Below are 22,863 nucleotides of genomic sequence, written 5' to 3'. Positions count from 1 at the left end.
TGTCCAATCTCCGCCTGCTGGGCCTTCTTCCAGGGGCGCGGTCAGACGATCTCTTCCAGCAACTGGTCGATCGTGCGGTTCGCGGCCTCGGCGACCTCGTCCGCGTAGTCGTCGAGGACGGCGAGCGCGTCGCGGACGTCGGGCAGGGCCCTGCGCGGCAGCGCGAGGATCGTCTCGCTCTCGGCGGTGATCGAGCCCTCGACCTGGAAGGCGTCGCCGACGGCGGCGAGGGAGACCTCGAAGCGCACCTCGCGGCCGTCGGGCAGGATGAAGGCGAGGCCGACGCGGACGCCGGCGGGCGGGAAGAACGTGGAGATGTGCTCGTGCCGGACGAAGGGATGCCGTAAGCCGGCGAAGATCTCCGCCGTCCGGCTCAGCGCCGCCAGGAGGCCGGCCGCGGCCAGACTCTCACTGTCCACCCGGAAAGGGTAGATCAGCCGCCCCTTCACTGGCGAGCCGAGGCGCAGGCCGGGGCGCGGGTGAGGGTCGGGGCGCGAACGGGAGTCAGTCGGTGGCGAGGCGGGCGTGGCGTTCGACGTCGTGCCGGAGGCCGCCCTCGCCGTACGCCTTGCCCCGCTCGATCCCCTCCATCCGGAACCCGGCCTTGGTCGCCACCCGGCACGAGGCCGGGTTGTCCAGCCGGTGCACCAGCTCCAGCCGGTAGAGCCCGAGCCGGCGGAAGGCCCAGCGCGCGAGCCGGTCGGTGGCGGCCGCCGCGATCCCGAGCCGCCGCGCCTCGGGCAGCACCCAGTACGACACCCATCCGTTCTGCCGGTCGTCGACGCCGGTGATCGCCACGTTGCCCACCACGGGCCCGCCGTCGCCGACCGTGACGGCGAAGGCGTGCCCCGTCCCCTCCCAGCCGGCGATCCACCCGATCGCGTCCTGCGGCGTGACGACGGGGAACGCGCTCTGCTCCCGCAGGTCGGGCACCCGGAACGCGCGGAGCACGACGGGAGCGTCGCTCTCCCGCCACGCCCGCAGCCGGACCGTGCCGCCGAACGCGTGATCGGAGATCGCGATGGTGGTCACGATGTCCGAGATTACCCCGACTGCACCCGCTGTCCGATCGGATGGGTGGCCTCGAACTCCTCCACCATCTGACGCGGCGCCGTGAGGCACCACGCCTCGGCGACCAGCTCGAACAGCTCGTCGGCGTCGATGCGGTCGAGGTGCACGACCACCCAGCCGAAGCGCCCGGCGGTGAACTGCACCTCGAACACCTCGGGCCGCTCGGCCACCAGCGCGACCTGCTCCTCGATGGTGGCCTTGAGCCCGACCGTCTCGGTGGCCTCCCACAGGTAGCCGAAGCCCTTGTCGCGGACCTTGAGGCCGATCCACTCGCCGCCGTGGCTCAGCTTGACGCCGGGCAGCTCGTCAAGCATCTGCAGGAACTCATCGACGCTCACACCCATGCCCGCCTGTCTACCAGAGCCCTCCGACAGTTCCGGACGCCGCCGCCTCACTCGTAGTAGCGGACCTCGATGACGTTGCCGTCGGGGTCGGGAAAGTAGATGGCCTCAGGCGCGATGCCCTGCGCGCCGAACGAGTTCGTGCCGGTGCCGGTGACCTCGATCTCGTGCTGTTTGAGCCGTACCTGCAGCGCGTCGAAGTCCTCGCGGTTGACGGCCAGGCAGAAGTGGTTGAGCGGATGCCCGGCGGTTCCCCGCACCCCGGTGCCCTCGTCCACGCCGGTGGCGCTCTCGTAGGCCATCAGGTCGAGGATGGTCTCAGGCGCGACCCGTACGCTCGGGAACCCGGCCTTGCCTTCTCGGAACTCCTCGGCCCGTACCCCGGGCAACCCGACCACCTGCTCGTAGAAGCGCAGCGCGGCGGACGGATCGGCGACCCAGCAGACGAGATGGTCCAGGCGTGCCTCCATGGATGAACCTCCTTTGGCTCCAATATCGTTCGCCTCGATCACGCTGTCCACCGGCGGGTGCAACCGTGCGGCAACCGCCGCCTGCCCGAAAGGGCCGCGTAACGCGCCGTTCGCGCTCCCGGCGTGCCGCCGCGCCGCTTCGAAAGTTTCGGCCGACCCGAGCCGCCGGGCTTCCCTCACCGGACCACGAGGAAACTTTCATCGGCGCGGTCGCTCCGTCACCAGGTGGCCGAACAGCCGACCGAAACATTTCAAAGAATTCTTGACACTTTTCATACGCCTTCGCACACTGATCATCGGCTGGACAGCCCACCCGGAAGGAGAACTCCGGTGATCACGAGCTTGAGCCGCTCCCCCTTGCGCTGGACCGTCGCCGCGCTGACGGCGGCGGTGACGTTCGCGGCCTCCGGGGCGACGGCCGGGGCCACGGCCCCCCTCGCGGCAGCCGGGGTCGAGGACGAGGGCGCCGGCTGCGCGGTGCCCGGCCTGCCCGACGCGGGATCGCTGCCCACCGTCACGAAGCTGCCCGACCCGTTCACGAAGCTCGGCGGCGGCCGCGTCACCGCCAAGGCCGACTGGCGCTGCCGCAGGGAGGAGATCAAGAAGCTGGCGGAGAAGTTCGTCTACGGCGAGAAGCCGCCGAAGCCGTCCAGCGTCACCGGCACGGTCTCCAGCAGCTCCATCACGGTGAACGTCGCCCACAACGGCCGGAGCGCCGGCTTCTCCGCCGGCGTACAGCTGCCGACCAGCGGCGGCTCGGGGCCGTACCCGGCCGTGGTCGTCCTCGGCGGCCTCGGCGCGGACACGGCCACCATCCGCGCGGCCGGCGCCGCCGTCATCAGCTACGACCCCCTCGCCGTCGGCAAGGAGGGCACCGCCCGCACCAGCAAGCAGGGCGCGTTCTACACGATCTACGGCGCCACCAGCGGCACGGGCCTGCTGGCCGCCTGGGCGTGGGGCGTGAGCCGGATCATCGACGTCATCGAGCAGTCCGGCGGCGGCATCCTGCGCGCGGACGCGACCGGCGTCACCGGCTGCTCCCGCTACGGCAAAGGCGCCTTCGTGGCCGGCGCGTTCGACCAGCGCATCGCGCTGACCATGCCGATCGAGTCGGGCAGCGGCGGCGTGGCCGCGCTCCGCGCGATCCCCGGCGAGAGCGGCGCCCAGCCGCTGAGCAGCGCGTACTCCGAGCAGCCGTGGCTCGGCGACGCCTTCAGCTCCTTCACCGGCAGCCCGGCCCGGCTCCCGGTGGACACCCACGAGGTCGTCGGCATGATCGCGCCGCGCGGGCTGTTCATCATGGACAACCCGCACATCGACTGGCTGGCCGCCAGGTCCGCGAGCGTGGCCGCGCTGGGCGGCGCCGAGATCTACAAGGCGCTCGGCGCGGGCGGCAACATCACGTACTGGTCCGACGTCCAGGACGGCACGCACTGCGCCACCCGTCCGGAATGGCGGACGCCGCTCCAGCAGAACATCCAGAAGTTCCTCCTCGGCTCGGGCGGCTCCACGGGCACGATGCGCATCGCGGCAGTCAAGAGCGGCAACCTCGCCGAGTGGCGGGACTGGACGACGCCGGCCCTGAGCGACACCACCACCGACACCACGCCGCCCACCGCGCCGGCCGGGCTGGCCGCCTCGGCCACCACGTCCACCGGCGCCACCCTCACCTGGACGGCCGCGACGGACGACACGGGCGTCACCGGCTACGACGTCCTGCGCGCGCCCGGCGCGAGCGGCGGCGCCTTCACCCAGGCCGGCGCCTCGGCCACGACCTCGTTCACCGACACCGGCCTGACCCCGGGCACCACCTACCGCTACCAGGTCAGGGCCAGGGACGCCGCCGGCAACCTGTCCCCGGTCTCGAACACGGTCCAGGTCACCACGCAGCCCGGCACCCCGACCGGCGGCTGCGCCGCCGTCCCGACCGTGCAGACGCAGTGGTCCACCGGCTACGTCATCCAACCCCTGACGATCACCAACACCGGCACCACGACCATGAACGGCTGGACCGTCACCTTCACCCTGCCCGCCGGCCACACCCTGACCGGCTCGTGGAACGGCACCGTCAGCGTCTCCGGCCAGACCGTCACGGTCCGCAACGTCGGCTACAACGGCACCCTCGCCCCCGGAGCCGCCACCACCACCTTCGGTTTCCAGGCCGGCCGCCCGAGCGGCGACGCCTCTTTCCCCTCCGGTTACACCTGCGCCTGACCGCCCGCACTCCCCGGCCCATCCACGCCCTCGGCAGCGCGGGTGGGCCGGGGGCCCGTCACCCGGTCCGCCTCATCGCCCGCTTTCACCCCGCAGAAGGACTTAGTACCGTATATCGTCCACGTTACGGCAGTGGCACATGTGACTTCCGGTGCTGTGGGACGAGAGGTAGCTGCTTGAGCGACGAGTTCCGGCTGACCATCGAGGCGTTGGCCAAGGAGTACAACCGGCAGGCCGCCCAGCTGCGCCAGGCCTACACCGAGTTGTCCGAGCTGGCGGTGACGGCGGAGTCCCGCGACCGCATGGTGAGCGTGACGGTCGGGCCCCGAGGTCAGGTGCAGGGCATCAAGCTGGACCCCCGGGTGTACCGGAAGTTGTCGCCGTCCCAGCTCGCCCGGTCGATCATGGAGCAGATCGGCGCGGCCACCGAGCAGGTCGCCGGCCGGACGAAGGAGCTCATGGCGCCGTTCATGCCGGCCGGGCTGCCGCTGGAGGACGTGTTCGGCGAGGGGGCGAGCGTCGAGTCGTTCCTGCCCCAGCCGGTCAAGCTGCCTTCGGAGGAGGACGAGGAGGAGGGCGCGCGTGGGTGACCCGCGGTCCCAGGGGTACCAGGCCGTCTTCGGCGGGCTGCGGACGCGGTCCTCGCAGGCGCACGACTACGCGACGTTGCTGTTCAACCTGCGCTCGCGGCTGGATGAGACCTTCGCCGAGGTGGGCAACCCTCTGGGCGACGACCACTACGGCGCGGAGCTGGAGAAGAAGCGCTACAAGATCGAGGACGGCGTCTTCGATGCCTTCACCACCTACATCTGGCAGGTGGAGGACATGCGCGACGGGCTCAGGGACAACTCCCGCAACTACGAGGACGCCGAGGGCTACACCCGCGACGACGGCTATGACGGCTACGACGGCTACGGGAGCAGCGGGACCGAGGACCTGCCGGACACGTCGCTGAACGACCTCCCGAGCGATCCCACCGACCCGGCCTACCCGCAGGGCTGGTGAACGTCGTTGGGATTCGACGGTTTCCTCGTGCCGGACTGGGCCAAGCCGTACGTCGGCTACGCCGTCGGCATGGACTGGCCCGAAGGTGACGAGGACGGCTGTTTCCGGCTCGCCGACGCCTGCGCGCACACCGCGCAGACCATCATGGCCGAGCAGTTCATGGCGCCGTACGTGCAGCCGGGCGACGACTGGGACGGCGAGGCGCTCAAGGCGTTCCGCGAACGCGTCGACTACGTGCTGGACCCGGCGCTGCGCGACCTCCTCCAGGAGCTCTTCTCGGCCGCGTTCCAGTACAACGACCTCGGCGTCCAGGTCCAGTACACGAAACGGATGATCGAGGTTTCGGTCTGGTTCCTGATCTTCCAGCTCGCCTGGCTGCTGGCCGCCGCCAACGGCCCCTGGGGAGCGCTCTCCCTGTCCATCGCCAACACCCGGATCCAGCTCACCCGGCTCGCGATCGCCCAGCTCGGCAGACGGCTGCTGATCAACATCGGCCTGTTCGGCGGTCTGATGGCCGGCATGGACCTGGCGGTCCAGGCGTCCCAGTCGCGGCGCGACCACCTCGACTGGGAGCAGATCCTGGCGTCGGGCGGCACCGGCGCGCTGCTCGGCACCTTCCTGACGGGGTTCACCGGGCTGCTGCCCGCCAGGTCGATGTGGGGGCTGATGGCGCGGTCGGCCGGGGCCAGCGCCGCCACGGACCTGACGACGCAGCTCGCCAGTGGCCGGCCGCTCGACTGGGACCGGCTGTTCAAGAGCCTCACCTCGGGCGCGCTGGGCGGCGCCGACGCGCACTGGGCGAGCTGGAACCCGCTCGCGCACGGCAGGTCGGGCGCCGGCCCGTCCGCCGATCACACGCCCCCCGCCGGCCCCGTGAACGACGTCACCCTGGCCCCCTACCCCAAGGACGGCCACTCCTTCACCTCGTCCAAGCTGCCCCCCAGCTGGACGCAGCAGCCGGCGCCCGCCACCCCGCACCCGACCACCGCGCACCCGTCCGCGTCGAGCGCCGCCGCCACCCCGACCGGGCATTTCGTACAGAACACCGCCTCACACCCCTTCGCCCAGGCGGCCGCCGACAGCACCACCTTCGCCGGCGCCCCCGCCAAGCAGGACATCTCCTTCAAGTCCAACCTCGGCGTCGACGCCCTCATCAACGGCTCGCACACCGCGGACCCGCCCGCCCCGGTGCACTCCGGCGACTCCACGGTGCCGGCGAGCGCGAAACCGCCGGGCTTCGACGTGCCGCCCCCACTGCACCAGCAGTCCTCGCCCGGGCCGTTCCGAATCCTGGAAAATCCCGGTAAATCAGGCGACGGCTATCTACCGGGCGGCCAATGGGGCAAGTACGGCGCCGCAGGCGTGCTCATCCGCGCCTTCGACGAGCAGGGCCAGGCCCGCTACCTGCTCATGCAGCAGAGCGAGTACGTCTCCAACGCCGGCAAGTGGCAGCTGCCGGGCGGCGCCCTCGACAGCCTGGAGAAGCCGATCAACGGCGCCGCCCGCGAGCTGAGCGAGGAGCTGGGCGTCGGCCAGGACTACCTCAACACGTTGCAGCTCAAGGGCGAGCACGCGGTGCACGTCGGCGACGACGGCTGGACGTACACGAACCTGGCCGCCGAGGGGCCGATGTTCGAGCCGTCGAAGCTCGACTCGTTCGAGACCAGCGACGCGCGGTGGTTCACGCTGAAAGAGCTGAACTCCCTCGCCAACAACAACAGGCTGCACCCCGCCCTGGCCAAGGCCCTGCCGGACATCCTCGCCCTGTACCACCAGGACGCGGCCCCGCCCGCGCAGGCGCACTACACGCCGCAGGCCACGACGCACGCGATCAAGCCCCCGGTGGACTTCGGCGCCCGCACCGCTCCCGGCGATCCCTTCGCGCACCCGTCCGGCGGCAAGCCTGCGGCCTACTCCGGGCTCGTCGCCGACGGACCGCACCCTTCGACCGGCCAGGTCATCCACAGAAGCGGGTCGTTGTACTTCACCGGCCCGGCCCCGCACGTCCCCGTGGACTCGCCGTTCGGCTCCCGCCTCGTCGGCCCGACCTTCGGCGACGCGGTCTGGGCGGACGTGTACCGCGACCTGACGCTGCCCGAGCAGGAGGCGTCGAGGTTCTACGCCGGCCACGGCTACATCGAGATGAACGGATTCCTCCGCAAGGGCGACTCCGCCATCACCGGCCCCACGAACGAGTTCGCCACCAGGAAGGCATACATCCAGGAGCAGATCGAGCTGCTAAACGGCATCATGCACCGCCAGCCGGTCCCGGCGACGATCGACGTGTTCCGGTCGGTCGACCTCACCGCGGACCTGTTCACGGTGCCCGTCCACGAGCTGCCGGGCACCGTGCAGCACGACCCGGGCTTCTTCTCGACGAACCTCGGCGACAGCCCGGTCTTCCACGGCAACGTCAACCTGCACCTGCGGGTCCCTCCCGGCACCCCGGCCTTCTACCTGCAGCTGGTCAGCCGGCTGGGGGAACAGGAGCTGCTGCTGGGCACCGGCGTATCGTGGTTGGCCGAGGACGTGCAGCGACGTGACGGCGTATGGCATGTCTACGGCTGGGTGCTGCCGCCCGGAGCGTCCGGCGCCGGCCGCTGACGGAGGAGACGAAGACAACGTGTCACTGAAGGACCAGCCCCAGTTCCGGACCATCCACGCGCCGGACAGCTACGCGCGCACCACGTCCGCACCGGTCCGTTACGTGCCGGTGCTCAAGGACGACACCGTCATCGGCTACCTGTGGGCCGCGACGAGCGACGACGCGGCCCAGTACGTCCCCCGCGAGCAGGCGGGCGACCCGGCGTTCGACGCCGCCGTCGCCTGGACCGGCCGGCTGCGCTGGGCCAAGGCCAGCGGCGTCACGCCGCTCGCGGCCCTGCGGCACTGGGCGGGCGAGAGCGAGGACGCGCGGGCGGGCCGGGTCCCCGTCGGCGCGCCCTTCGAGCTGCCGAGCCTGCGCGCGCTCGAAGAGCTGGCCGCCGCAGGCTGAGGCGCGCGGACGCGGGCGGGGAATGCCCGGCCCGTGTCCGGAGATACAGCATTCATGACGACAATCGCCTTCATCGGCAGTGGACATATCGGCGGCACCGTCGCCCGGCTGGCCGTCGCGGCCGGCTACGACGTCGTGCTCAGCAACTCGCGGGGCCCGGAGACCCTGCGGGACCTGGTCGACGAGCTGGGCCCGCACGCCCGCGCGGCCACCTCGGCGGAGGCCGCGGCGGCCGGTGACCTGGTGGTGGTCAGCGTCCCGCTCAAGGCGTACCGGGACGTGCCGGTCGAGCCGCTGGCCGGCAAGACGGTCCTCGACACCAACAACTACTACCCGCAGCGCGACGGCCACTTCGCCGAGCTGGACGACGGCTCGACCACCTCCAGCGAGCTGCTGCAGCGGCACCTGCCGGAGTCGAAGGTGGTGAAGGTCTTCAACCACATCAACTGGCGGCACCTCGCCGAGCTGGGCCGGCCCGCGGGCTCCCCCGACCGCAGCGCCCTCGCGATCGCCGGGGACGACGACGCGGCGAAGCGCGAGGCGACCGGGTTCCTGGACGCGATCGGCTACGACGCGGTCGACGCCGGGCCGCTCGCGGAGAGCTGGCGCTTCGAGCCGGGCACGCCGGTCTACGGCACCCCGTACTCGGGTGACCCGGCCAACTTCTGGGAGTCGCCGGCGGTGCCGGCCGACGCCGCGACGATCCGCACCGGCCTGGCCGCCGCGCAACGCTGACGCCTCACTCCGGCTCGTGCGGGGCGGCTCACGCCGGCACGTGCAGGGCGGCTCACACCAGCTCGTGCAGGGCGGCGATGACCCGCCGCCCCGCCGGCGGGGCGAAGTCGCGCACCAGGTCGGCGGCGAACCCCGCCACCGACGTCACCACGCCGCCCGCGGCCTCGAGCTGCCGCAGGGCGGCGTCCCCGGTGCGCCGGTCGAGCCCGCCGCGCGCCAGGCGGCGTCGTCCCAGCAGGACGGCCCGGTGCGTACGTACGGCTCCCCCCCGGGCACCTCCTCGATCACCCCGGGCCGACCGCCGGCTCGGCACACTGGGGGCCGCCGTGACCGACCGGTTCACCGAACGGCTGGCGGCTCACGACCTCAAGCCCAAGCACGCCGGCCTGCTGGCAGTGCTGGACGCCGAGCTGACCGCCCGCCTCCCCGCCGAGGAGGCGGAGAGCCTGCGGCGGGCGCCGGCCACCCTGGCCCGGCAGGCCGGTCTGCCCACCGGCTGAGGCCCGGCAGGGGCACAATGCGGGAGGACGTTCCACGACCAGACGGGAGGACACGGTGAGCGCAGCACGAGTCCTGGTGCTCGGTCTCGACCCCGCCAAGCTGGAGGGCTGGGACCCCGAGCCCGTGCAGGCGGCGATAGCGCGCGGCCAGGCCCGGTTCATCGAGCTCGGCATCGAGGCCGACTACTGCCTGCTGGCGCCGGACGACGCCCCCGAGGCCGCCGTCGCCGAGGCGCTGACCCGCACGGAGTACGGCTGCGTGGTGATCGGCGGCGGCATCCGCGCGCACGAGCCGCTGCTCCCGCTGTTCGAGCAGGTCGTCAACCTGATCCGCCGGCACGCCCCGAACGCGGCCATCGCCTTCAACAGCACCCCCGTGGACTGCGCCGACGCGGCCCTGAGGTGGCTGCGCTGACAGCCGTCCCAGGGCCGCGTCTCCCCCATCGGGTCGCGTCCCTCCCCTCCTCGGGACGCGGCCCCGCTTCGCCGGACCGGGTCCGGCGGCTCAACCAGTGGCGTTCAGGAGCCGGATCCCGGCCGCCCCCAGCCCCACCGCCTGGAGGACGCCGCCCGCCACCTCGAACCACTCGCTGCCGGCCACCAGCCCCGCCACGTGCAGCGGCGGCCAGGCGAGGACCGCCACCGCCGCCCACGCGGGCACCCGGTGGCTGCGGAGCAGTGCCGCGCCGAGCAGCAGCGTCCCGACCAGGTTGCCGAGCACGAAGAGCAGGAACACCCAGAGACCCGTCAGGTCGTCCTGGCCCCTGTCCAGGACGGCCGCGTAGTCCGGCACGGGCCCGCCGCGCTCGGCCATGGCGAGCTCGATGACGCCGGTGAAGGCGATCGCGAAGTAGCAGACGTACCCGCCGGCCATGAGCACCGCGCCCGTGGTGCCGAGCCTCGGGCTGCGGCCGGCCAGGAGCCGGTGGGCGCCGAGCGCCGCCGGCACCATGAGCAGGCTCCCCAGCATGGCCGCGACGCTGCCCAGCCGGTACAGCCCGGGGTGGGCCGCGGCCAGGGCGAGCGTCTGCGCGCCGGTCTCGTCGCCACCCCCGGCGCGGGTGGCCCAGGCGTAGGCGGCGTTGGCGGCGGCGAGCCCCCACGGCGCGGTGAACAGCGCCAGGGCGAGCGGGACGCTGCGCGACGCCGCGACCCGGACGGACGTGTCCATGATCTCCCCCTCCGGACGTCGCGCGTTCAGCCGCGTACCCGCAGCGACGGCGCGACCAGGGCGATGCACCCGAGCGTGACCGCGAGGCCGGCCCCGGCCGCTGCCATCGCCGCGACCGGGACCCCGTCCGCGAAGAACGCCGGCACGGCGGTGAGCCCCGACAGCAGCCTGGAGACGACCACGGCGACCACCCCGGCCCGGCTGCCGCGCCAGGCGAACACGACGCCGACCAGCGTGATCAGCCCGAGCACCGCCCCGGCGACGGCCACCGCGACCGGCGGGTGCTCGCCGTCGCCGAACGGCAGCGTGACGACGTCGACGACGCCGAGCAGACCGCCCAGGACCAGGCCGGTGACGAGCAGACGGGAGCGTTTCATCGGTTCCTCCTCGGTTCGTTGCCTGCTCGCAGTCTCGGCCGCGCGACCCGGCCGGCGGATCCGGGCGGGCACGGGACCGGGCTCCGTGCTGCCACGTGTTCACCGGCTCCGTGCTGGCACGTATTCATCCGGGAGCGCCCGGGTCCTACCGTGGAGGCGTGGCCATCCCGCGTCTGTTCGCGTTCGTCCTGGCGCCCCTGATCGGCGTCCTCGCCGCCGCCGGGGTGGTGCTGGCCGTGATCGCCGGGGACGCGGGCGCCACGACCGAGTTCGCGGCCGGCGCGACCTTGGCGCTGCCCTCCGTGGTGCTCGGCATGGTGGTCGCCGTCCGGCGGCCGGGCAGCGCGGTCGGGCCGCTGCTCATGCTGGTCGGCGCGACGGCGGTGTGGGTCACGGCCGGCGACCTGTACTTCGCGGCCATCGCCCGCCGTCCCGGCCTGCCGCTCGCCGAGCTGTACGTGGCCCTGTCCCAGGGCGACTGGATGTTCCTGTACGTGCCCGCCGCGCTGCTCATGCTGGTCTTCCCCGACGGGCGGCTGCCGGGCCGGCGATGGCGGTGGGTGGTCGCCGGGCTGCTGGTGGTGCCTGCGGTGTTCATCCTGTTCGGGGCGCTCGATCCCAGTCCGTACCGGCAGCCGTTCGCGTCGCTGCCGCACCTGTTCCAGCTCCCTGAGGCGTACCGGCCGGCGCTGATGGTGGCGGGGCTGTCGCTGCTGCCGGTCTTCCTCGGCCTGCTGGTCGCCTCCGCCGCCGCGGTGGTGCTGCGCTACCGGCGGACCCGCGAGGAGGTGCGGCGGGCGCAGCTCAAATGGTTCGCGCTCGGCGCCGCCGCGCTGCCGCTGACGCTGCTGCTCTGCTGGGCGAGCTACCTGTTCATCGGCGGGCCGGACCTCGCGCTCGCCGGCCTGGCGGTGACCGCCCTCGCGATCCCGGTGGCGACCACGATCGCGGTGCTGCGGCACGACCTCTACGACATCGACCGGGCGATCAGCGCCACCGTCACCTACGGCCTGGTGACGGCGATCCTGCTCGGCTTCTACACGGCCGCCTCGTTCCTGGTGGGGCTCGGCGCCGGCCGCGGCTCGCCGGTCGCCGCGGCCGCGGGCACGGCCATCTGCGCCGCCGCGCTGTCCCCCCTCCGTGTGCGGCTGCAACGCCAGGTCGACCGCCGCCTCTACCCGCAGCGGCAGGCGGTGCTGACCGCCATCGCGGAGCTGCGCGACCGTACGCACGCCGGTCTGGCGCAGCCCGAGGAGCTGGAGGCCACCCTGCGCGCCGCGCTCCGGGACCCGGCGCTGCGGGTCGGCTACCTGCTGCCCGGCACGTCCCGGCTGGTCGACGCGGGCGGCGCGCCGGTCGAGCCCGGCGACGCGCACGTCGCGCCCGTACGGCTCGGCGGCCACACCATCGGCGCCGTCGTGCGCGGCTCCACCGGCACCCGCGAGCTGCTGCGCGAGGCCGCCGACGCCGGCGCGCTGCTCATCGAGGTCGTCCGGCTGCGCATCGAGGTCAGCCGGGCCCTGGACGAGACCGAGGCCAGCCGCGCCCGGCTGCTGCACGCCGGCTACGAGGAGCGGCGGCGGCTCGAACGCGACCTGCACGACGGCGCCCAGCAGCGCCTGGTCTCCCTCGGCATGGCGATCCGGCTCGCCCAGCGCCACCTGCACGACGGCACCGTCGACGTCGGCGACCTGCTCGACCGGTGCGTGGCGGAGCTGGCCGCCGCGGTCACCGAGCTGCGCCAGATCGCGCACGGCCTGCGTCCCAGCAGCCTCGACGACGGGCTCGGCAACGCGCTGGTCATGCTGGCCCGCAAGGTGCCGGTGCCGGTCACGCTCGACGTCGCCGCCGACGACCTTCCCGAGGACGTGGCGATGACCGCCTACTACGTCGCGAGCGAGGCCATGACCAACGCCGTCAAGCACGCCGGACCGGCCTCGATCGGGGTGCGCGTCGCCCGCGCCGGCGACCGGGTCACCGTACGGGTCAGCGACGACGGGCCGGGCGGCGCCGAGATCCGCCCCGGAACCGGCCTCGCCGGCCTCGCCGACCGCGTGCAGGCGGCCGGCGGCGCGTTACGCCTGCGCAGCCCGGCGGGCGGGGGCACCCTGGTGGAGGCGGAGCTGCCGTGCGCATCGTGATCGGCGAGGACTCCGCCCTGTTCCGGGAGGGCCTGGCCCGCCTGCTCGCCGACGCCGGGCACGAGGTGGTGGCCAAGGCCCAGGACGCCCCCGGCCTGGTCGCCGCCGTCGCCGCCGCCGACCCGGACCTGGTCATCATCGACATCCGCATGCCGCCCGACCTCACCGACGACGGCGCCCGCGCCGCCCGCCGCATCCGGGACGCCCACCCGTCGCTCGGCATCGTCCTGCTCTCCCAGCACGTCGAGACCCGGCACTCGGTCGACCTGGTGTCCCGGGGCCGGTTCGGCTACATGCTGAAGGACCGAGTCTTCGACGTGGACGACTTCTTCGACGCGCTGCAACGCGTGGCCGCCGGCGGCTCCGCCCTCGACCCGGAGGTCGTCTCCCGCCTCATCGACACCCGCCGCGCCCCCGACCCGCTGGCCGCGCTGAGCGCCAGGGAACGCGAGGTGCTGGCCCTGATGGCGGAGGGCCGCACCAACGTCGGCATCGCCCGCCGCCTCTGGCTGACCGACCGCACGGTGGAGACCCACGTCAGCTCCATCCTCGCCAAACTCGGCCTCACCACCTCCGACGAGGACCACCGCCGCGTCCAGGCCGTCCTCCTCTACCTCAACCGCCCCTGACCCGGCCCCCGGCGCCGCCCACCAGACCCGTCCCGCTACGCCCGCGCGCAGATCAGATCAAACTGAGCCCGCAGACGCACGTGGGTTGAGGCGTACTTCCAGATCGGCCTCGAGGGCCCTGGCCAGACGCTCGAGAACAGGCAATGTCGGGACGGTCCCTCCCGCCTCGAAACGAGCGACCGCCGACTGCGTCATCCCGGCAGCGCGGGCCGGCTCGCTCTGGCTCCACCCGCGGGATTCCCGCATCCGCCATACCGCGCGAACGAGTTCGCAGGCAAGACGAGTAGCGTCATAAGCCTCGGCGGCCCGGGCTCCGACAGCCGTCGGTCCCGGAGCTCACTCCAATCGGTGCGCTCCCTCATCACGACTCCTCCGGTGCTTGGCGTCATCGCGACGCTTGTACTCCTGGAGGTCCTCATACCTAATTCGCCGGTGCTCACCGGCCACCCGGACGGTGGACTGCTCGGGATACCGCGTCAGGTAGTCCTTGATCCGGCGCACGGCGTCCGGCCACCTCGGCGTCGATATTCCCAGGTTGAACTCGCTTGGGCTGCTTGGACCGGTACTCAGCCCACGTGTCGACCGCCTCTTCAAGGTCAAGAGCGGCAACATCCTCACGCGCCATCCCGACCGTGTAGATCAAGCGGTCCGCGAGCCAATCTGGAACGGGTTCCCTGGGAGATGCTTTCTCCACCCGGATGTGATCGGTCAGTGCGCCGAGGCGTTCGATCACCTGGCCGAGCTGGATGATCTCGGGCCGGCCTGCACCCGCCTCCCGGACCCTCGCCGCCGCCTCCTCGTACACTTCGGCGTCGGCACGTTCACCGACAGCCCACACCTCGCAGATCTCCACCGACTTGTCCTCGGTGATGCGGTAGACGACACGCCAGGTGTTGCGACCGACCACCAGCTTCCGGAAACCGGTCAGTTCCCCGCCGAGCGGATAACCAGCTTCAGGGTTGTCCAGCAGGAGAAGAATCTTCTTGAGCACCTTGGGTACCGCGTCTGGGCCGATCGTCGAAGGTCGTCGACCGCCGGCGCCGTGAAGGCGACGTCGGACACGATTCACTCATCGTCCGGGATGGCGGACAGCGACTCGCGAGTATGCCCGAAAGCGGCAAGCACCTCATCGAGCGAGACCCGCTCCCCCGTGTCCGTAACCGACCGGGCGAGCACCAGCGCCAGATCACGCAGATCAGCCGCCGCCTCCTCCAGCTCGTTGACCCGGCGCATACTCACCACGGCCGCCACTGGCTGACGCCGACGGGTGACCACCAGATCGGTCCCCTGCTCCGCATCAGCCACTAGGCGGGCAACCCCTCGCTGGGCCGCCTCCGTCACGCTCAGCTCAGTAGCGTCGTGCAGAACAGTCATACATGAACTGTATATCTATCTGCACAGAAGCGCGACGCTTGGCCCGCGTTCGGCTCACGCCTCGCCGGACGTCAGGCCCACCGGGCAGGCGACACCCGTACCGCCGATGCCGCAGTACCCGTTGGGCACTTTGTACAAATATTGCTGGTGATAGTCCTCCGCGTAGTAGAACGGACCCGCCTCGGCGATCTCGGTGGTGATGTCGCCGTAGCCGGCCGCCTTCAGGACCTTCTGGTACGCGTCCCGCGAAGCCTCCGCCGCCTTGCGCTGCTCGGGCGAGTGGTAGTAGATCGCGGAGCGGTACTGGGTGCCGACGTCGTTGCCCTGGCGCATGCCCTGGGTCGGGTCGTGGGCCTCCCAGAAGACCTTGAGGAGCTCCTCGTAGGAGATCCGGGCGGGGTCGTAGACGACGCGGACGGCCTCGGTGTGGCCGGTGCGGCCCGAGCAGACCTCCTCGTACGTCGGGTTGGGCGTGTAGCCGCCCTGGTAGCCGACGGCCGTGGTGACGACCCCCGGGGTCTGCCAGAACTTGCGCTCGGCGCCCCAGAAGCAGCCGAGCCCGAAGTCGGCCACCTCCAGCCCCTCCGGGTACGGCGGGGCCAGCGGAGCGTCCAGCACCGCGTGGCGCGGCGCCACGGGCATCTGCTCCGCGCGGCCCGGCAGGGCGTCCTCCGGCCGGACCATCGATGTCTTGTTGCCGCCGAAAAGCCAGCCCATCGCACTACCTCCATAGGTGCGCTCGCGCTCCTCCTGTCAGCCTACCCACGCCCTCGCGGGAGGGGTCGGCGGGCTTCACTCCGCCCAACGCTTTAGGTCAGCTACACATTTCCACTTAGTGGACGGAATTTGTGGTAAAGGGTGGTAATCAGCCAGGATGGGTTACATGCCTGACTCTCGGCGCGGTGTGCTGTTCGGGATCGCCGCCTACACCATGTGGGGCCTGTTCCCCCTCTACTGGCCTCTCCTCAAGCCCTCCGGAGCCGTCGAGATCCTCGCCCACCGCATGGTGTGGTCGCTGGTGGCGGTCGTCGCGGTGCTCGCGGTGCGCCGCCACTGGTCCTGGGTCAAGGAGCTGGGCCGGCAGCCGCGCAAGCTGGCGCTCCTGACGCTCGCCGCCATCACCGTCACCATCAACTGGGGCACCTACATCTACGCGGTCAACAGCGGCCACGTCGTGGAGAGCGCGCTCGGCTACTTCATCAACCCGCTCGTCAGCGTGTTGTTCGGCGTGGTGCTGCTGCGCGAGCGGCTGCGGCCGCTGCAGTGGGCGGCGGTCGGGTTCGGGGCGCTGGCGGTGCTGGTGCTGACGTTCGACTACGGGCGGCTGCCGTGGATCGCGCTGACGCTGGCGTTCAGTTTCGGGATCTACGGGCTGGTGAAGAAGAAGGCGAACGTCGAGGCGACCGAGAGCCTGACGGTCGAGACGCTGGTGCTGCTGCTCCCGGCGCTCGGCTACCTGGTGTTCCTGCACGCGGGCGGGGACGGCACGTTCGCGCGGCAGGGGGCCGGGCACGCGGCGCTGCTGGTCGGGGCCGGGATCATCACGGCGCTGCCGCTGCTCTGCTTCGGCGCGGCCGCCATCCGGGTGCCGCTCAGCACGATGGGCCTGCTGCAGTACATCGCGCCGGTCCTGCAGATGGCCTGCGGGGTGCTGATCGCCAGGGAGGTCATGCCGTCCAGCCGGTGGATCGGGTTCTCGGTCGTGTGGCTGGCCCTGGCGATCTTCACCTACGACAGCCTCCGGACGGCCCGCCAGGCCGCCCGGGTCAGGCGGGAGACGGCGCGCTCAGCCGGAGCGCCGGACCACGTAGTCGCACAGGGCTAGGAACGCGTCCCGGGCGGGGATGTCCGGGAGGCCGGAGATGTCGGCCCGGGCCCGGTCGACCCACGCCTCCAGCTCGGCCCGCGCCTGGTCCATGCCGGAGTGGGCGCGCAGCAGGTCGAGGGCTTCGGCGACGTCGTCCTCGGCGACCGGTCCGGACAGCAGCTCGGTCAGGCGCGGGGAGTCGCCGGCCGCCAGCGCGTACAGGACCGGCAGGGTCTTGACGCCCTCGCGCAGGTCGGTGCCCGGCGTCTTGCCGGACTCGGCGCCGGAGGAGGCCACGTCCAGCAGGTCGTCGCCGAGCTGCCAGGCCACGCCGATCGCCTCGCAGGCCCGGCTCAGCCGCTCCTCCACGTCCGCGGGAGCGCCGGACAGCAGCGCGCCGAAACGGCCGGAGGCGGCGATCAGCGAGCCGGTCTTGTCGGCCAGGACGTTGAGGTAGTGCGCGACCGGGTCCTCGCCGGCGCGCGGGCCGACGGTCTCGCGGATCTGCCCCTGGACCAGGCGGGAGAAGGTCTGCGCCTGGATGCGGATCAGCTCGGGGCCGAGGTCCGCGAGCAGGTCGCTGGCCTGGGCGAACAGGTAGTCGCCGGTGAGGATCGCCACGGTGTTGTCCCACCGGGCGTTGGCCGACGGCGAGCCCCGGCGCACCGGGGCCTCGTCCATGACGTCGTCGTGGTAGAGCGAGCCGAGGTGGGTCAGCTCGATCACGACCGCGCCGGGCACCACGCCCGGCGCGGACGGGTCGCCGAACTGCGCGGCCAGCAGCACCATCAGCGTACGGAACCGCTTGCCGCCCGCCTCGATGAGGTGCTTGGACGCCTCCGTGACGAAGGCGTCCTCGCTCTCCACCGACGAGCGCAGGAGTTTCTCGACCGCGGCCAGACCGTTGGCCACGTCCTGCGCCAACCGCTCGTCCTCAATGGGAAGGTCAACCACGGGAGGCGCAGACATAGAGATTCCCCTTATCTAATGAACAGGCTGCTAGCAGCGTCGTTGGCGATACCGAGCACGGACTCCGGGTAGAGCCCCACTCCTACGGTAACCAGCAGCGAAACGGCGATGACGGCCACGGTCCCCATACTGGGGACGGCGATCGCCGGACCGTCCGCCGCGGGCTCGCTGAAGAACATCAGCACGATGACGCGGACGTAGAAGAACGCGGCCACCGCGGAGGCGATCACGCCCACCACGACCAGGCCCGCCATCCAGCCGCCCATGGAGTCGCCGGCCTGCGTGCCGCTGTCCAGGGCGGCCGCGAAGACGGCGTACTTGCCGAAGAAGCCGCTGGTCAGCGGGATGCCGGCGAAGGCGAGCAGGAAGAAGGCGAACGTGCCGGCGAGCAGCGGGGACCGCTTGCCGAGCCCGGCCCAGCGCGACAGGTGACCGGCCTCGCCGCCCGGGTCGCGGACGAGCGTGACGATCGCGAACGCGCCGACCGTGGTGACGCCGTAGACCGCCAGGTAGAACAGGATCGCCTTGAGGGAGACAGCGTTCTGCTGGGCGGTGCCGAACGTGGCCATCACGCCGACGAGCAGGAAGCCCGCGTGCGCGATCGACGAGTACGCCAGCATCCGCTTGATCTCGGTCTGCGTGATCGCCAGCACCGAGCCGACGATCATGGTGAGCGCCGCCACGACCCAGATCACCGGACGCCAGTTCCAGTCGAGGTTGCCGAGACCCACCCAGAACACCCGCAGCACCGCGCCCACGGCCGCGATCAGCGTGCCGGAGGCCATCAGGGCGGTGATCGGGGTCGGGGCGCCCTGGTAGACGTCCGGCTTCCACGCCTGGAACGGCGCCGCGCCGATCTTGAACATCAGGCCGACGCCGAGCAGCGCCAGACCGATCATCAGCAGCGGGTCGAGCCCGGAGCCGGCCGCCAGGGCCTGGTTGATGCCGGGCAGCGAGACGGTGCCCGCGAACCCGTAGACCATGGCGGTGCCGTACAGGAAGAACGCCGAGGAGAACGCGCCGAGCAGGAAGTACTTCATCGACGCCTCCTGCGACAGCAGGCGGCGGCGACGGGCCAGGCCGCACAGCAGGTACAGCGGCAGCGACATGACCTCCAGGGCCACGAACATCATCAGCAGGTCGTGCGCGGCCGGGAACAGCAGCATGCCGCCCACCGCGAACAGCACCAGCGGGTAGACCTCGGTGTGGCCGGAGCCGTTGTCGGCGGCCTCGGCCTCCTCCTCGTCGGAGCTGCCCGGCACGGCCGCGGCCGAGGCGACGAAGTGGCCCTCGTCGTTGATGAGCAGCACGCACACGAACGACAGGATGAGGATGACGCCCCAGATGAACAGCGAAGGACCGTCCACGGCCACCGCGCCCATGGCGGACGGGGCGGTCGGCACCTTGCCGCGCAGCACCTGCACCAGCACCAGCGCGAACGCGCCGGCCAGGCTCAGCAGGGTGAGCGGCACGTGGATGGACTTGCGCAGGTAGCGAGGCGCGAACGCCTCGACGAGCACGCCGATGCAGGCAGCGCCGAACACCACCAGCAGCGGCGCCAGCGTGCCGTACTCGATCGTCGGCGCGTTAATGGCGGGGTTCACTGACCTGTCCCCTTCTCAGCGATGGTGGAGACCGGCACCTTCACGTTGGTCAGCGTCTGGTGCACGGACGGGTTGATCACGTCGAGCAGCGGCTTCGGGAAGAAGCCGAACCCGATGATCAGCGCGACGAGCGGGGCCAGGACCCAGATCTCGCGGGCGTTGAGGTCCTTGAAGGCCTTGACCGGCTCGGCCGTCGGCCCGTTCAGCGTCCGCTGGACCATCCACAGGATGTAGACGGCGGCGAGGATGACGGCCAGCGCCGAGATCACCGCGGCGACGGTCAGTGCGCCGGAGCCGTGCGCCTCGCTCTGGTACGTGCCGATCATGACCATGAACTCGCTGACGAACGACGACAGGCCCGGCAGCGAGAGCCCGGCCAGACCGGCGACCAGGAAGAAGCCGGCCAGCACCGGGGCGACGCTCTGCACGCCGCCGTAGTCGCCGATGAACGGCGAGCCGCGCCGCGCGATGAGGAAGCCCGCGGCGAGGAACAGCGCGCCGGTCGCGAAGCCGTGGTTGACCATGTAGAGCGCCGCGCCCGAGGACGCGGTGGACGACATCGCGAACACGCCGAGCACGATGAAGCCGAAGTGCGAGATCGACGTGTACGCGATGAGGCGCTTCATGTCGGTCTGCCCGATGGCGACGATCGCGCCGTAGATGATGCTGATGACCGCCAGCACGACGATCGGCATCGTGAACGCCTTGGCCGCGTCGGGGAACAGCTCCAGGCAGAAGCGCAGCATGCCGAACGTGCCGACCTTGTCCAGCACGCCGACCAGCAGCACCGCGGCGCCGGCCGGGGCCTGGGCGGCCGCGTCGGGCAGCCAGGTGTGCACCGGCCACAGCGGCGCCTTGATGGCGAAGGCGATGAAGAAGCCGCCGAACAGCCACTTCTGCATCGTCGGGTCCTGGATGGCCCCGACGAGCTGCGGGAACATGAACGTGGACTTGCCGGCCACGAAGTACAGCCCGATGACCGCGACCAGCATGAGCAGGCCGCCGAAGAGCGAGTACAGCAGGAACTTCACGGCCGCGTACGACCGCTGCGCCCCGCCGTACGACCCGATCATGAAGTACATCGGGATGAGCATGGCCTCGAAGAACACGTAGAAGAGGAAGATGTCGGTCGCCGCGAAGACGCCGATCATCATCGTCTCCAGCACCAGCAGCAGCGAGAAGTACGTCTTCACCGACCGCTTGGGCGTGATCAGGGTGCCGTCGGCGGTCTTCACGCCGTCGGCGTCGTGCCAGGAGGCCAGCACCACGATCGGCACCAGCACCGCCGACAGCGCGATGAGCACCAGCGCCACGCCGTCCACGCCGACCCCGAACTTCACGCCGAAGCTCGGGATCCAGTCGTACTCGGCGCGGAACTGGAAGCGCTCGCCGCCGGGCTTGAACCCGGCCGCCACGACGCCCGTGAGCACCAGGACCACCAGCGAGACCAGCAGCGTGACCTGCTTGGCCAGCTTGTCGCTGCCCTTGGGGAGCAGGGCCACCACGATGGCGCCCACCACGGGCACCGCCATGAGTATCGGAAGCCAGGGTGACATCAGATGGTCCCAACGAGGAGCAGGGCGCCGGTCAGCAGGGCGGCACCGATGAAGATGGACAACGCGTACGTTCTGGCGAAGCCCGTCTGGATCCGCCTGAGGCGTCCGGAGCTGCCGCCGATGCCCGCGGCCAGCCCGTTGACCAGGCCGTCGATGCCGCGGTTGTCGAAGAACACCGCGATGCGGGTCAGCCACTGGCCGGGACGCATGAACAACGACTCGTTGAGCGCGTCGCCGTAGAGGTCACGGCGGGCGAACGTGGTGAGGAACGAGCCGCGCGGCTGCACCGACGGCACCTCGACCCGCCCGTACCGCATCCAGGCGAAGCCCGCCCCCACTGCGACCAGCGCGAGCGTCGCGAGGCCCGGGACGCTGGCGAAGTGGAACGACGGCAGTTCCTCGGGCAGCCCCACGGCCGGGCCGAGGAACTTCATGAGCGTGTTGCTCAGGATGAGGTAGCCGCCCAGGAAGATCGAGCCGATCGACAGGATGATCAGCGGCACCGTCATGACGGCGGGCGACTCGTGCGGGTGCGCGTCCTCGGCCCACCGCTTCTCGCCGAAGAAGGTCATGAAGACCATCCGCGACATGTAGAAGCCGGTGATGCCGGCGCCGAGCACCGCCAGCCAGCCGAGCACCTGGTTGTGCTCGACGGCGGTCTCGATGATGCCGTCCTTGGTGAAGTAGCCGGACAGCAGCGGGAAGCCGATGATCGCCAGGTAGCCGATGAAGAACGTGATGAACGTGATCGGCATGAACTTACGGAGCCCGCCGTACTTGCGCATGTTGACTTCGTCGTTCATGCCGTGCATGACCGAGCCGGCCCCGAGGAACATGTCGGCCTTGAAGAAGCCGTGCGTGATCAGGTGACCGATCGCGAACGCGTACCCCGCAGGCCCGAGGCCCGCGCCGAGCATCATGTAGCCGATCTGCGACATCGTCGAGCCCGCCAGGCCCTTCTTGATGTCGTCCTTCGCGCAACCGATGATCGCACCGGCGAGCAGCGTGGCCGCGCCGACGATCGCGACGGCGAGCGCCGCGCCCGAGCCCTCGTGGAAGAAGAACGCCCCGGACCGGACCACCAGGTAGACGCCGGCGGTGACCATGGTCGCGGCGTGGATGAGGGCCGAGACCGGGGTCGGGCCCTCCATGGCGTCGAGGAGCCAGGACTGCAGCGGGAGCTGCGCGGACTTGCCGCACGCGCCGAGCAGCAGCAGCAGGCCGATGGCCAGCGTGGTGCCGTTCTCGACGCCGGAGGTCTTCTCGGCGAGGTCCTTGAAGGCGAGCGAGCCGAACGAGGTCCAGATGACGAACATGCCGACCAGCAGGCCGAAGTCGCCGACGCGGTTGACGACGAACGCCTTCTTGGCCGCGACCGCCGCCGACGGCTTGAACTGCCAGAAGCCGATGAGCAGGTAGGACGCGAGACCCACGCCCTCCCAGCCGATGAACAGCCCGACGTAGTTGTCGGCGAGCACCAGCAGGAGCATCGCCGCGACGAACAGGTTCAGGTAGGCGAAGAACCTGCGGCGGTGCTCGTCGTGGGCCATGTAGCCGATCGAGTAGATGTGGATCAGCGAGCCCACGCCGGTGATCAGCAGCGCGAAGCTGATCGACAGCGGGTCGATCAGCAGCCCCATGTCGAGGTTGAGGTTCGGGATGAACTCGTACAGGTGCACCGCACGGCGGCGCTCGGCCTCCCCGAACCCGATCAGCTCGAAGAACGCCAGCACCGCCACGACGAACGAGGCGAGGGACATGGCCACGCCCAGCAGATGGCCCCAGCGGTCGGTCAGCTTGTTGAACACCAGCAGGATGAACGCCCCGACCAGCGGGAGGGCGATCATCAGCCAGGCGTTGCCGATCACGCCGCCGGTGTGCTGGGTGATCTGAGCGATAGACTC

The 22,863-nt window shown here is 71.3% G+C and carries 26 protein-coding genes; 11 read left to right on the top strand and 15 right to left on the bottom strand.

Annotated elements, in window-relative coordinates; translation table 11 throughout:
* Positions 1-41 precede the first annotated feature (41 nt).
* From MF672_RS12970 to MF672_RS12955, 4 genes are all read right to left on the bottom strand, one after another.
* Positions 42-419, bottom strand: a complete 378-nt coding sequence (locus MF672_RS12970) for a hypothetical protein (protein WP_242373949.1) — start codon at positions 417-419, stop codon at positions 42-44.
* An 85-nt stretch (positions 420-504) separates the two neighbouring features.
* Positions 505-1,032, bottom strand: coding sequence for a GNAT family N-acetyltransferase (locus MF672_RS12965; protein WP_242373950.1), 528 nt, complete (start codon positions 1,030-1,032; stop codon positions 505-507).
* A gap of 11 nt (positions 1,033-1,043) precedes the next feature.
* Positions 1,044-1,415 carry an MmcQ/YjbR family DNA-binding protein gene (locus MF672_RS12960; RefSeq protein WP_242373951.1) on the bottom strand — a complete coding sequence of 124 codons (372 nt, stop codon included), beginning with the start codon at positions 1,413-1,415 and terminating at the stop codon, positions 1,044-1,046.
* A 47-nt stretch (positions 1,416-1,462) separates the two neighbouring features.
* Positions 1,463-1,882 carry a VOC family protein gene (locus tag MF672_RS12955; RefSeq protein ID WP_242373952.1) on the bottom strand — a complete coding sequence of 140 codons (420 nt, stop codon included), beginning with the start codon at positions 1,880-1,882 and terminating at the stop codon, positions 1,463-1,465.
* A gap of 330 nt (positions 1,883-2,212) precedes the next feature.
* On the opposite strand from MF672_RS12955, the gene MF672_RS12950 reads away from it, so the two are divergent.
* The 6 genes from MF672_RS12950 (at position 2,213) to MF672_RS12925 (ending at position 8,831) form a co-directional block, all read left to right on the top strand.
* Positions 2,213-4,096: a glucuronyl esterase domain-containing protein gene (locus tag MF672_RS12950; RefSeq protein ID WP_242373953.1), complete on the top strand. Its 1,884-nt coding sequence runs from the start codon at positions 2,213-2,215 to the stop codon at positions 4,094-4,096.
* A 176-nt stretch (positions 4,097-4,272) separates the two neighbouring features.
* Positions 4,273-4,686, top strand: a complete 414-nt coding sequence (locus tag MF672_RS12945) for a YbaB/EbfC family nucleoid-associated protein (RefSeq protein WP_242373954.1) — start codon at positions 4,273-4,275, stop codon at positions 4,684-4,686.
* On the top strand, positions 4,679-5,101 hold the full coding sequence (locus MF672_RS12940; protein ID WP_242373955.1) for a hypothetical protein: 423 nt from the start codon (positions 4,679-4,681) through the stop codon (positions 5,099-5,101). The genes MF672_RS12945 and MF672_RS12940 overlap by 8 nt, the downstream gene beginning before the upstream one ends.
* A 6-nt stretch (positions 5,102-5,107) precedes the next feature.
* On the top strand, positions 5,108-7,705 hold the full coding sequence (locus tag MF672_RS12935; RefSeq protein WP_242373956.1) for an NUDIX domain-containing protein: 2,598 nt from the start codon (positions 5,108-5,110) through the stop codon (positions 7,703-7,705).
* A 19-nt stretch (positions 7,706-7,724) separates the two neighbouring features.
* On the top strand, positions 7,725-8,096 hold the full coding sequence (locus MF672_RS12930; RefSeq protein WP_242373957.1) for a hypothetical protein: 372 nt from the start codon (positions 7,725-7,727) through the stop codon (positions 8,094-8,096).
* Between the two features lie 54 nt (positions 8,097-8,150).
* Positions 8,151-8,831: an NADPH-dependent F420 reductase gene (locus MF672_RS12925; protein WP_242373958.1), complete on the top strand. Its 681-nt coding sequence runs from the start codon at positions 8,151-8,153 to the stop codon at positions 8,829-8,831.
* 52 nt (positions 8,832-8,883) lie between these two features.
* Here the strand turns inward: MF672_RS12925 and MF672_RS12920 are convergent, their stop codons facing one another.
* Positions 8,884-9,144: a hypothetical protein gene (locus MF672_RS12920; protein WP_242373959.1), complete on the bottom strand. Its 261-nt coding sequence runs from the start codon at positions 9,142-9,144 to the stop codon at positions 8,884-8,886.
* A gap of 13 nt (positions 9,145-9,157) precedes the next feature.
* Between MF672_RS12920 and MF672_RS12915 the strand changes: the two genes are divergently transcribed.
* Both MF672_RS12915 and MF672_RS12910 read left to right on the top strand, forming a co-directional pair.
* The gene (locus tag MF672_RS12915; protein ID WP_242373960.1) at positions 9,158-9,331 is read left to right on the top strand and encodes a hypothetical protein; all 174 of its coding nucleotides are present in this window, start codon (positions 9,158-9,160) and stop codon (positions 9,329-9,331) included.
* 55 nt (positions 9,332-9,386) lie between these two features.
* A complete protein-coding gene (locus MF672_RS12910; protein ID WP_242373961.1) occupies positions 9,387-9,746 on the top strand; it encodes a hypothetical protein in 360 nt (119 codons plus the stop codon).
* Positions 9,747-9,836: 90 nt separating this feature from the next.
* Here the strand turns inward: MF672_RS12910 and MF672_RS12905 are convergent, their stop codons facing one another.
* Positions 9,837-10,502 carry a DUF4386 family protein gene (locus MF672_RS12905; protein WP_242373962.1) on the bottom strand — a complete coding sequence of 222 codons (666 nt, stop codon included), beginning with the start codon at positions 10,500-10,502 and terminating at the stop codon, positions 9,837-9,839.
* A 26-nt stretch (positions 10,503-10,528) separates the two neighbouring features.
* The gene (locus tag MF672_RS12900) at positions 10,529-10,879 is read right to left on the bottom strand and encodes a hypothetical protein (protein ID WP_242373963.1); all 351 of its coding nucleotides are present in this window, start codon (positions 10,877-10,879) and stop codon (positions 10,529-10,531) included.
* Between the two features lie 158 nt (positions 10,880-11,037).
* On the opposite strand from MF672_RS12900, the gene MF672_RS12895 reads away from it, so the two are divergent.
* Both MF672_RS12895 and MF672_RS12890 read left to right on the top strand, forming a co-directional pair.
* Entirely contained in the window at positions 11,038-13,020 is a 1,983-nt protein-coding gene (locus tag MF672_RS12895; protein ID WP_242373964.1) for a sensor histidine kinase, read from the top strand.
* A complete protein-coding gene (locus tag MF672_RS12890) occupies positions 13,008-13,649 on the top strand; it encodes a response regulator transcription factor (RefSeq protein WP_242373965.1) in 642 nt (213 codons plus the stop codon). Before MF672_RS12895 ends, MF672_RS12890 begins: the two co-directional genes overlap by 13 nt.
* 57 nt (positions 13,650-13,706) lie before the next feature.
* Here MF672_RS12890 and MF672_RS12885 read toward each other — a convergent pair whose 3' ends face one another.
* The 4 genes from MF672_RS12885 to msrA all read right to left on the bottom strand — a co-directional run bounded on the left by MF672_RS12885 (position 13,707) and on the right by msrA (position 15,740).
* Positions 13,707-13,895 (bottom strand): helix-turn-helix domain-containing protein, encoded by a 189-nt coding sequence (locus MF672_RS12885; protein ID WP_507161371.1) that lies wholly within the window; start codon positions 13,893-13,895, stop codon positions 13,707-13,709.
* Between the two features lie 190 nt (positions 13,896-14,085).
* Positions 14,086-14,640, bottom strand: a complete 555-nt coding sequence (locus MF672_RS12880; protein WP_242373967.1) for a type II toxin-antitoxin system RelE family toxin — start codon at positions 14,638-14,640, stop codon at positions 14,086-14,088.
* Between the two features lie 74 nt (positions 14,641-14,714).
* Positions 14,715-15,023 (bottom strand): type II toxin-antitoxin system Phd/YefM family antitoxin, encoded by a 309-nt coding sequence (locus MF672_RS12875; protein WP_242373968.1) that lies wholly within the window; start codon positions 15,021-15,023, stop codon positions 14,715-14,717.
* A 54-nt stretch (positions 15,024-15,077) separates the two neighbouring features.
* Positions 15,078-15,740, bottom strand: a complete 663-nt coding sequence (gene msrA, locus MF672_RS12870; protein ID WP_242373969.1) for a peptide-methionine (S)-S-oxide reductase MsrA — start codon at positions 15,738-15,740, stop codon at positions 15,078-15,080.
* Positions 15,741-15,906: 166 nt separating this feature from the next.
* Between msrA and rarD the strand changes: the two genes are divergently transcribed.
* On the top strand, positions 15,907-16,848 hold the full coding sequence (gene rarD, locus MF672_RS12865; RefSeq protein ID WP_242373970.1) for an EamA family transporter RarD: 942 nt from the start codon (positions 15,907-15,909) through the stop codon (positions 16,846-16,848).
* On the opposite strand, the gene MF672_RS12860 is transcribed toward rarD, so the two are convergent.
* Genes MF672_RS12860 through nuoL form a run of 4 tightly spaced genes read right to left on the bottom strand, consistent with a single transcriptional unit; the run spans position 16,810 to position 22,806 of the window.
* The gene (locus MF672_RS12860; RefSeq protein WP_242373971.1) at positions 16,810-17,799 is read right to left on the bottom strand and encodes a polyprenyl synthetase family protein; all 990 of its coding nucleotides are present in this window, start codon (positions 17,797-17,799) and stop codon (positions 16,810-16,812) included. The genes rarD and MF672_RS12860 overlap by 39 nt on opposite strands.
* A gap of 11 nt (positions 17,800-17,810) precedes the next feature.
* Positions 17,811-19,403 carry an NADH-quinone oxidoreductase subunit NuoN gene (nuoN, locus tag MF672_RS12855; protein WP_242373972.1) on the bottom strand — a complete coding sequence of 531 codons (1,593 nt, stop codon included), beginning with the start codon at positions 19,401-19,403 and terminating at the stop codon, positions 17,811-17,813.
* Complete coding sequence (locus tag MF672_RS12850) at positions 19,400-20,959, bottom strand: NADH-quinone oxidoreductase subunit M (protein WP_242373973.1); 1,560 nt, start codon at positions 20,957-20,959, stop codon at positions 19,400-19,402. The genes nuoN and MF672_RS12850 overlap by 4 nt, the downstream gene beginning before the upstream one ends.
* Positions 20,959-22,806: an NADH-quinone oxidoreductase subunit L gene (nuoL, locus tag MF672_RS12845; RefSeq protein WP_242374032.1), complete on the bottom strand. Its 1,848-nt coding sequence runs from the start codon at positions 22,804-22,806 to the stop codon at positions 20,959-20,961. The genes MF672_RS12850 and nuoL overlap by 1 nt, the downstream gene beginning before the upstream one ends.
* Positions 22,807-22,863 lie beyond the last annotated feature (57 nt).

Origin of the sequence: Actinomadura luzonensis, from assembly GCF_022664455.2 — a bacterium.
Taxonomy (GTDB): Bacteria; Actinomycetota; Actinomycetes; order Streptosporangiales; family Streptosporangiaceae; genus Nonomuraea; species Nonomuraea luzonensis.
This window is presented reverse-complemented; position numbering and strand designations above follow the sequence as displayed.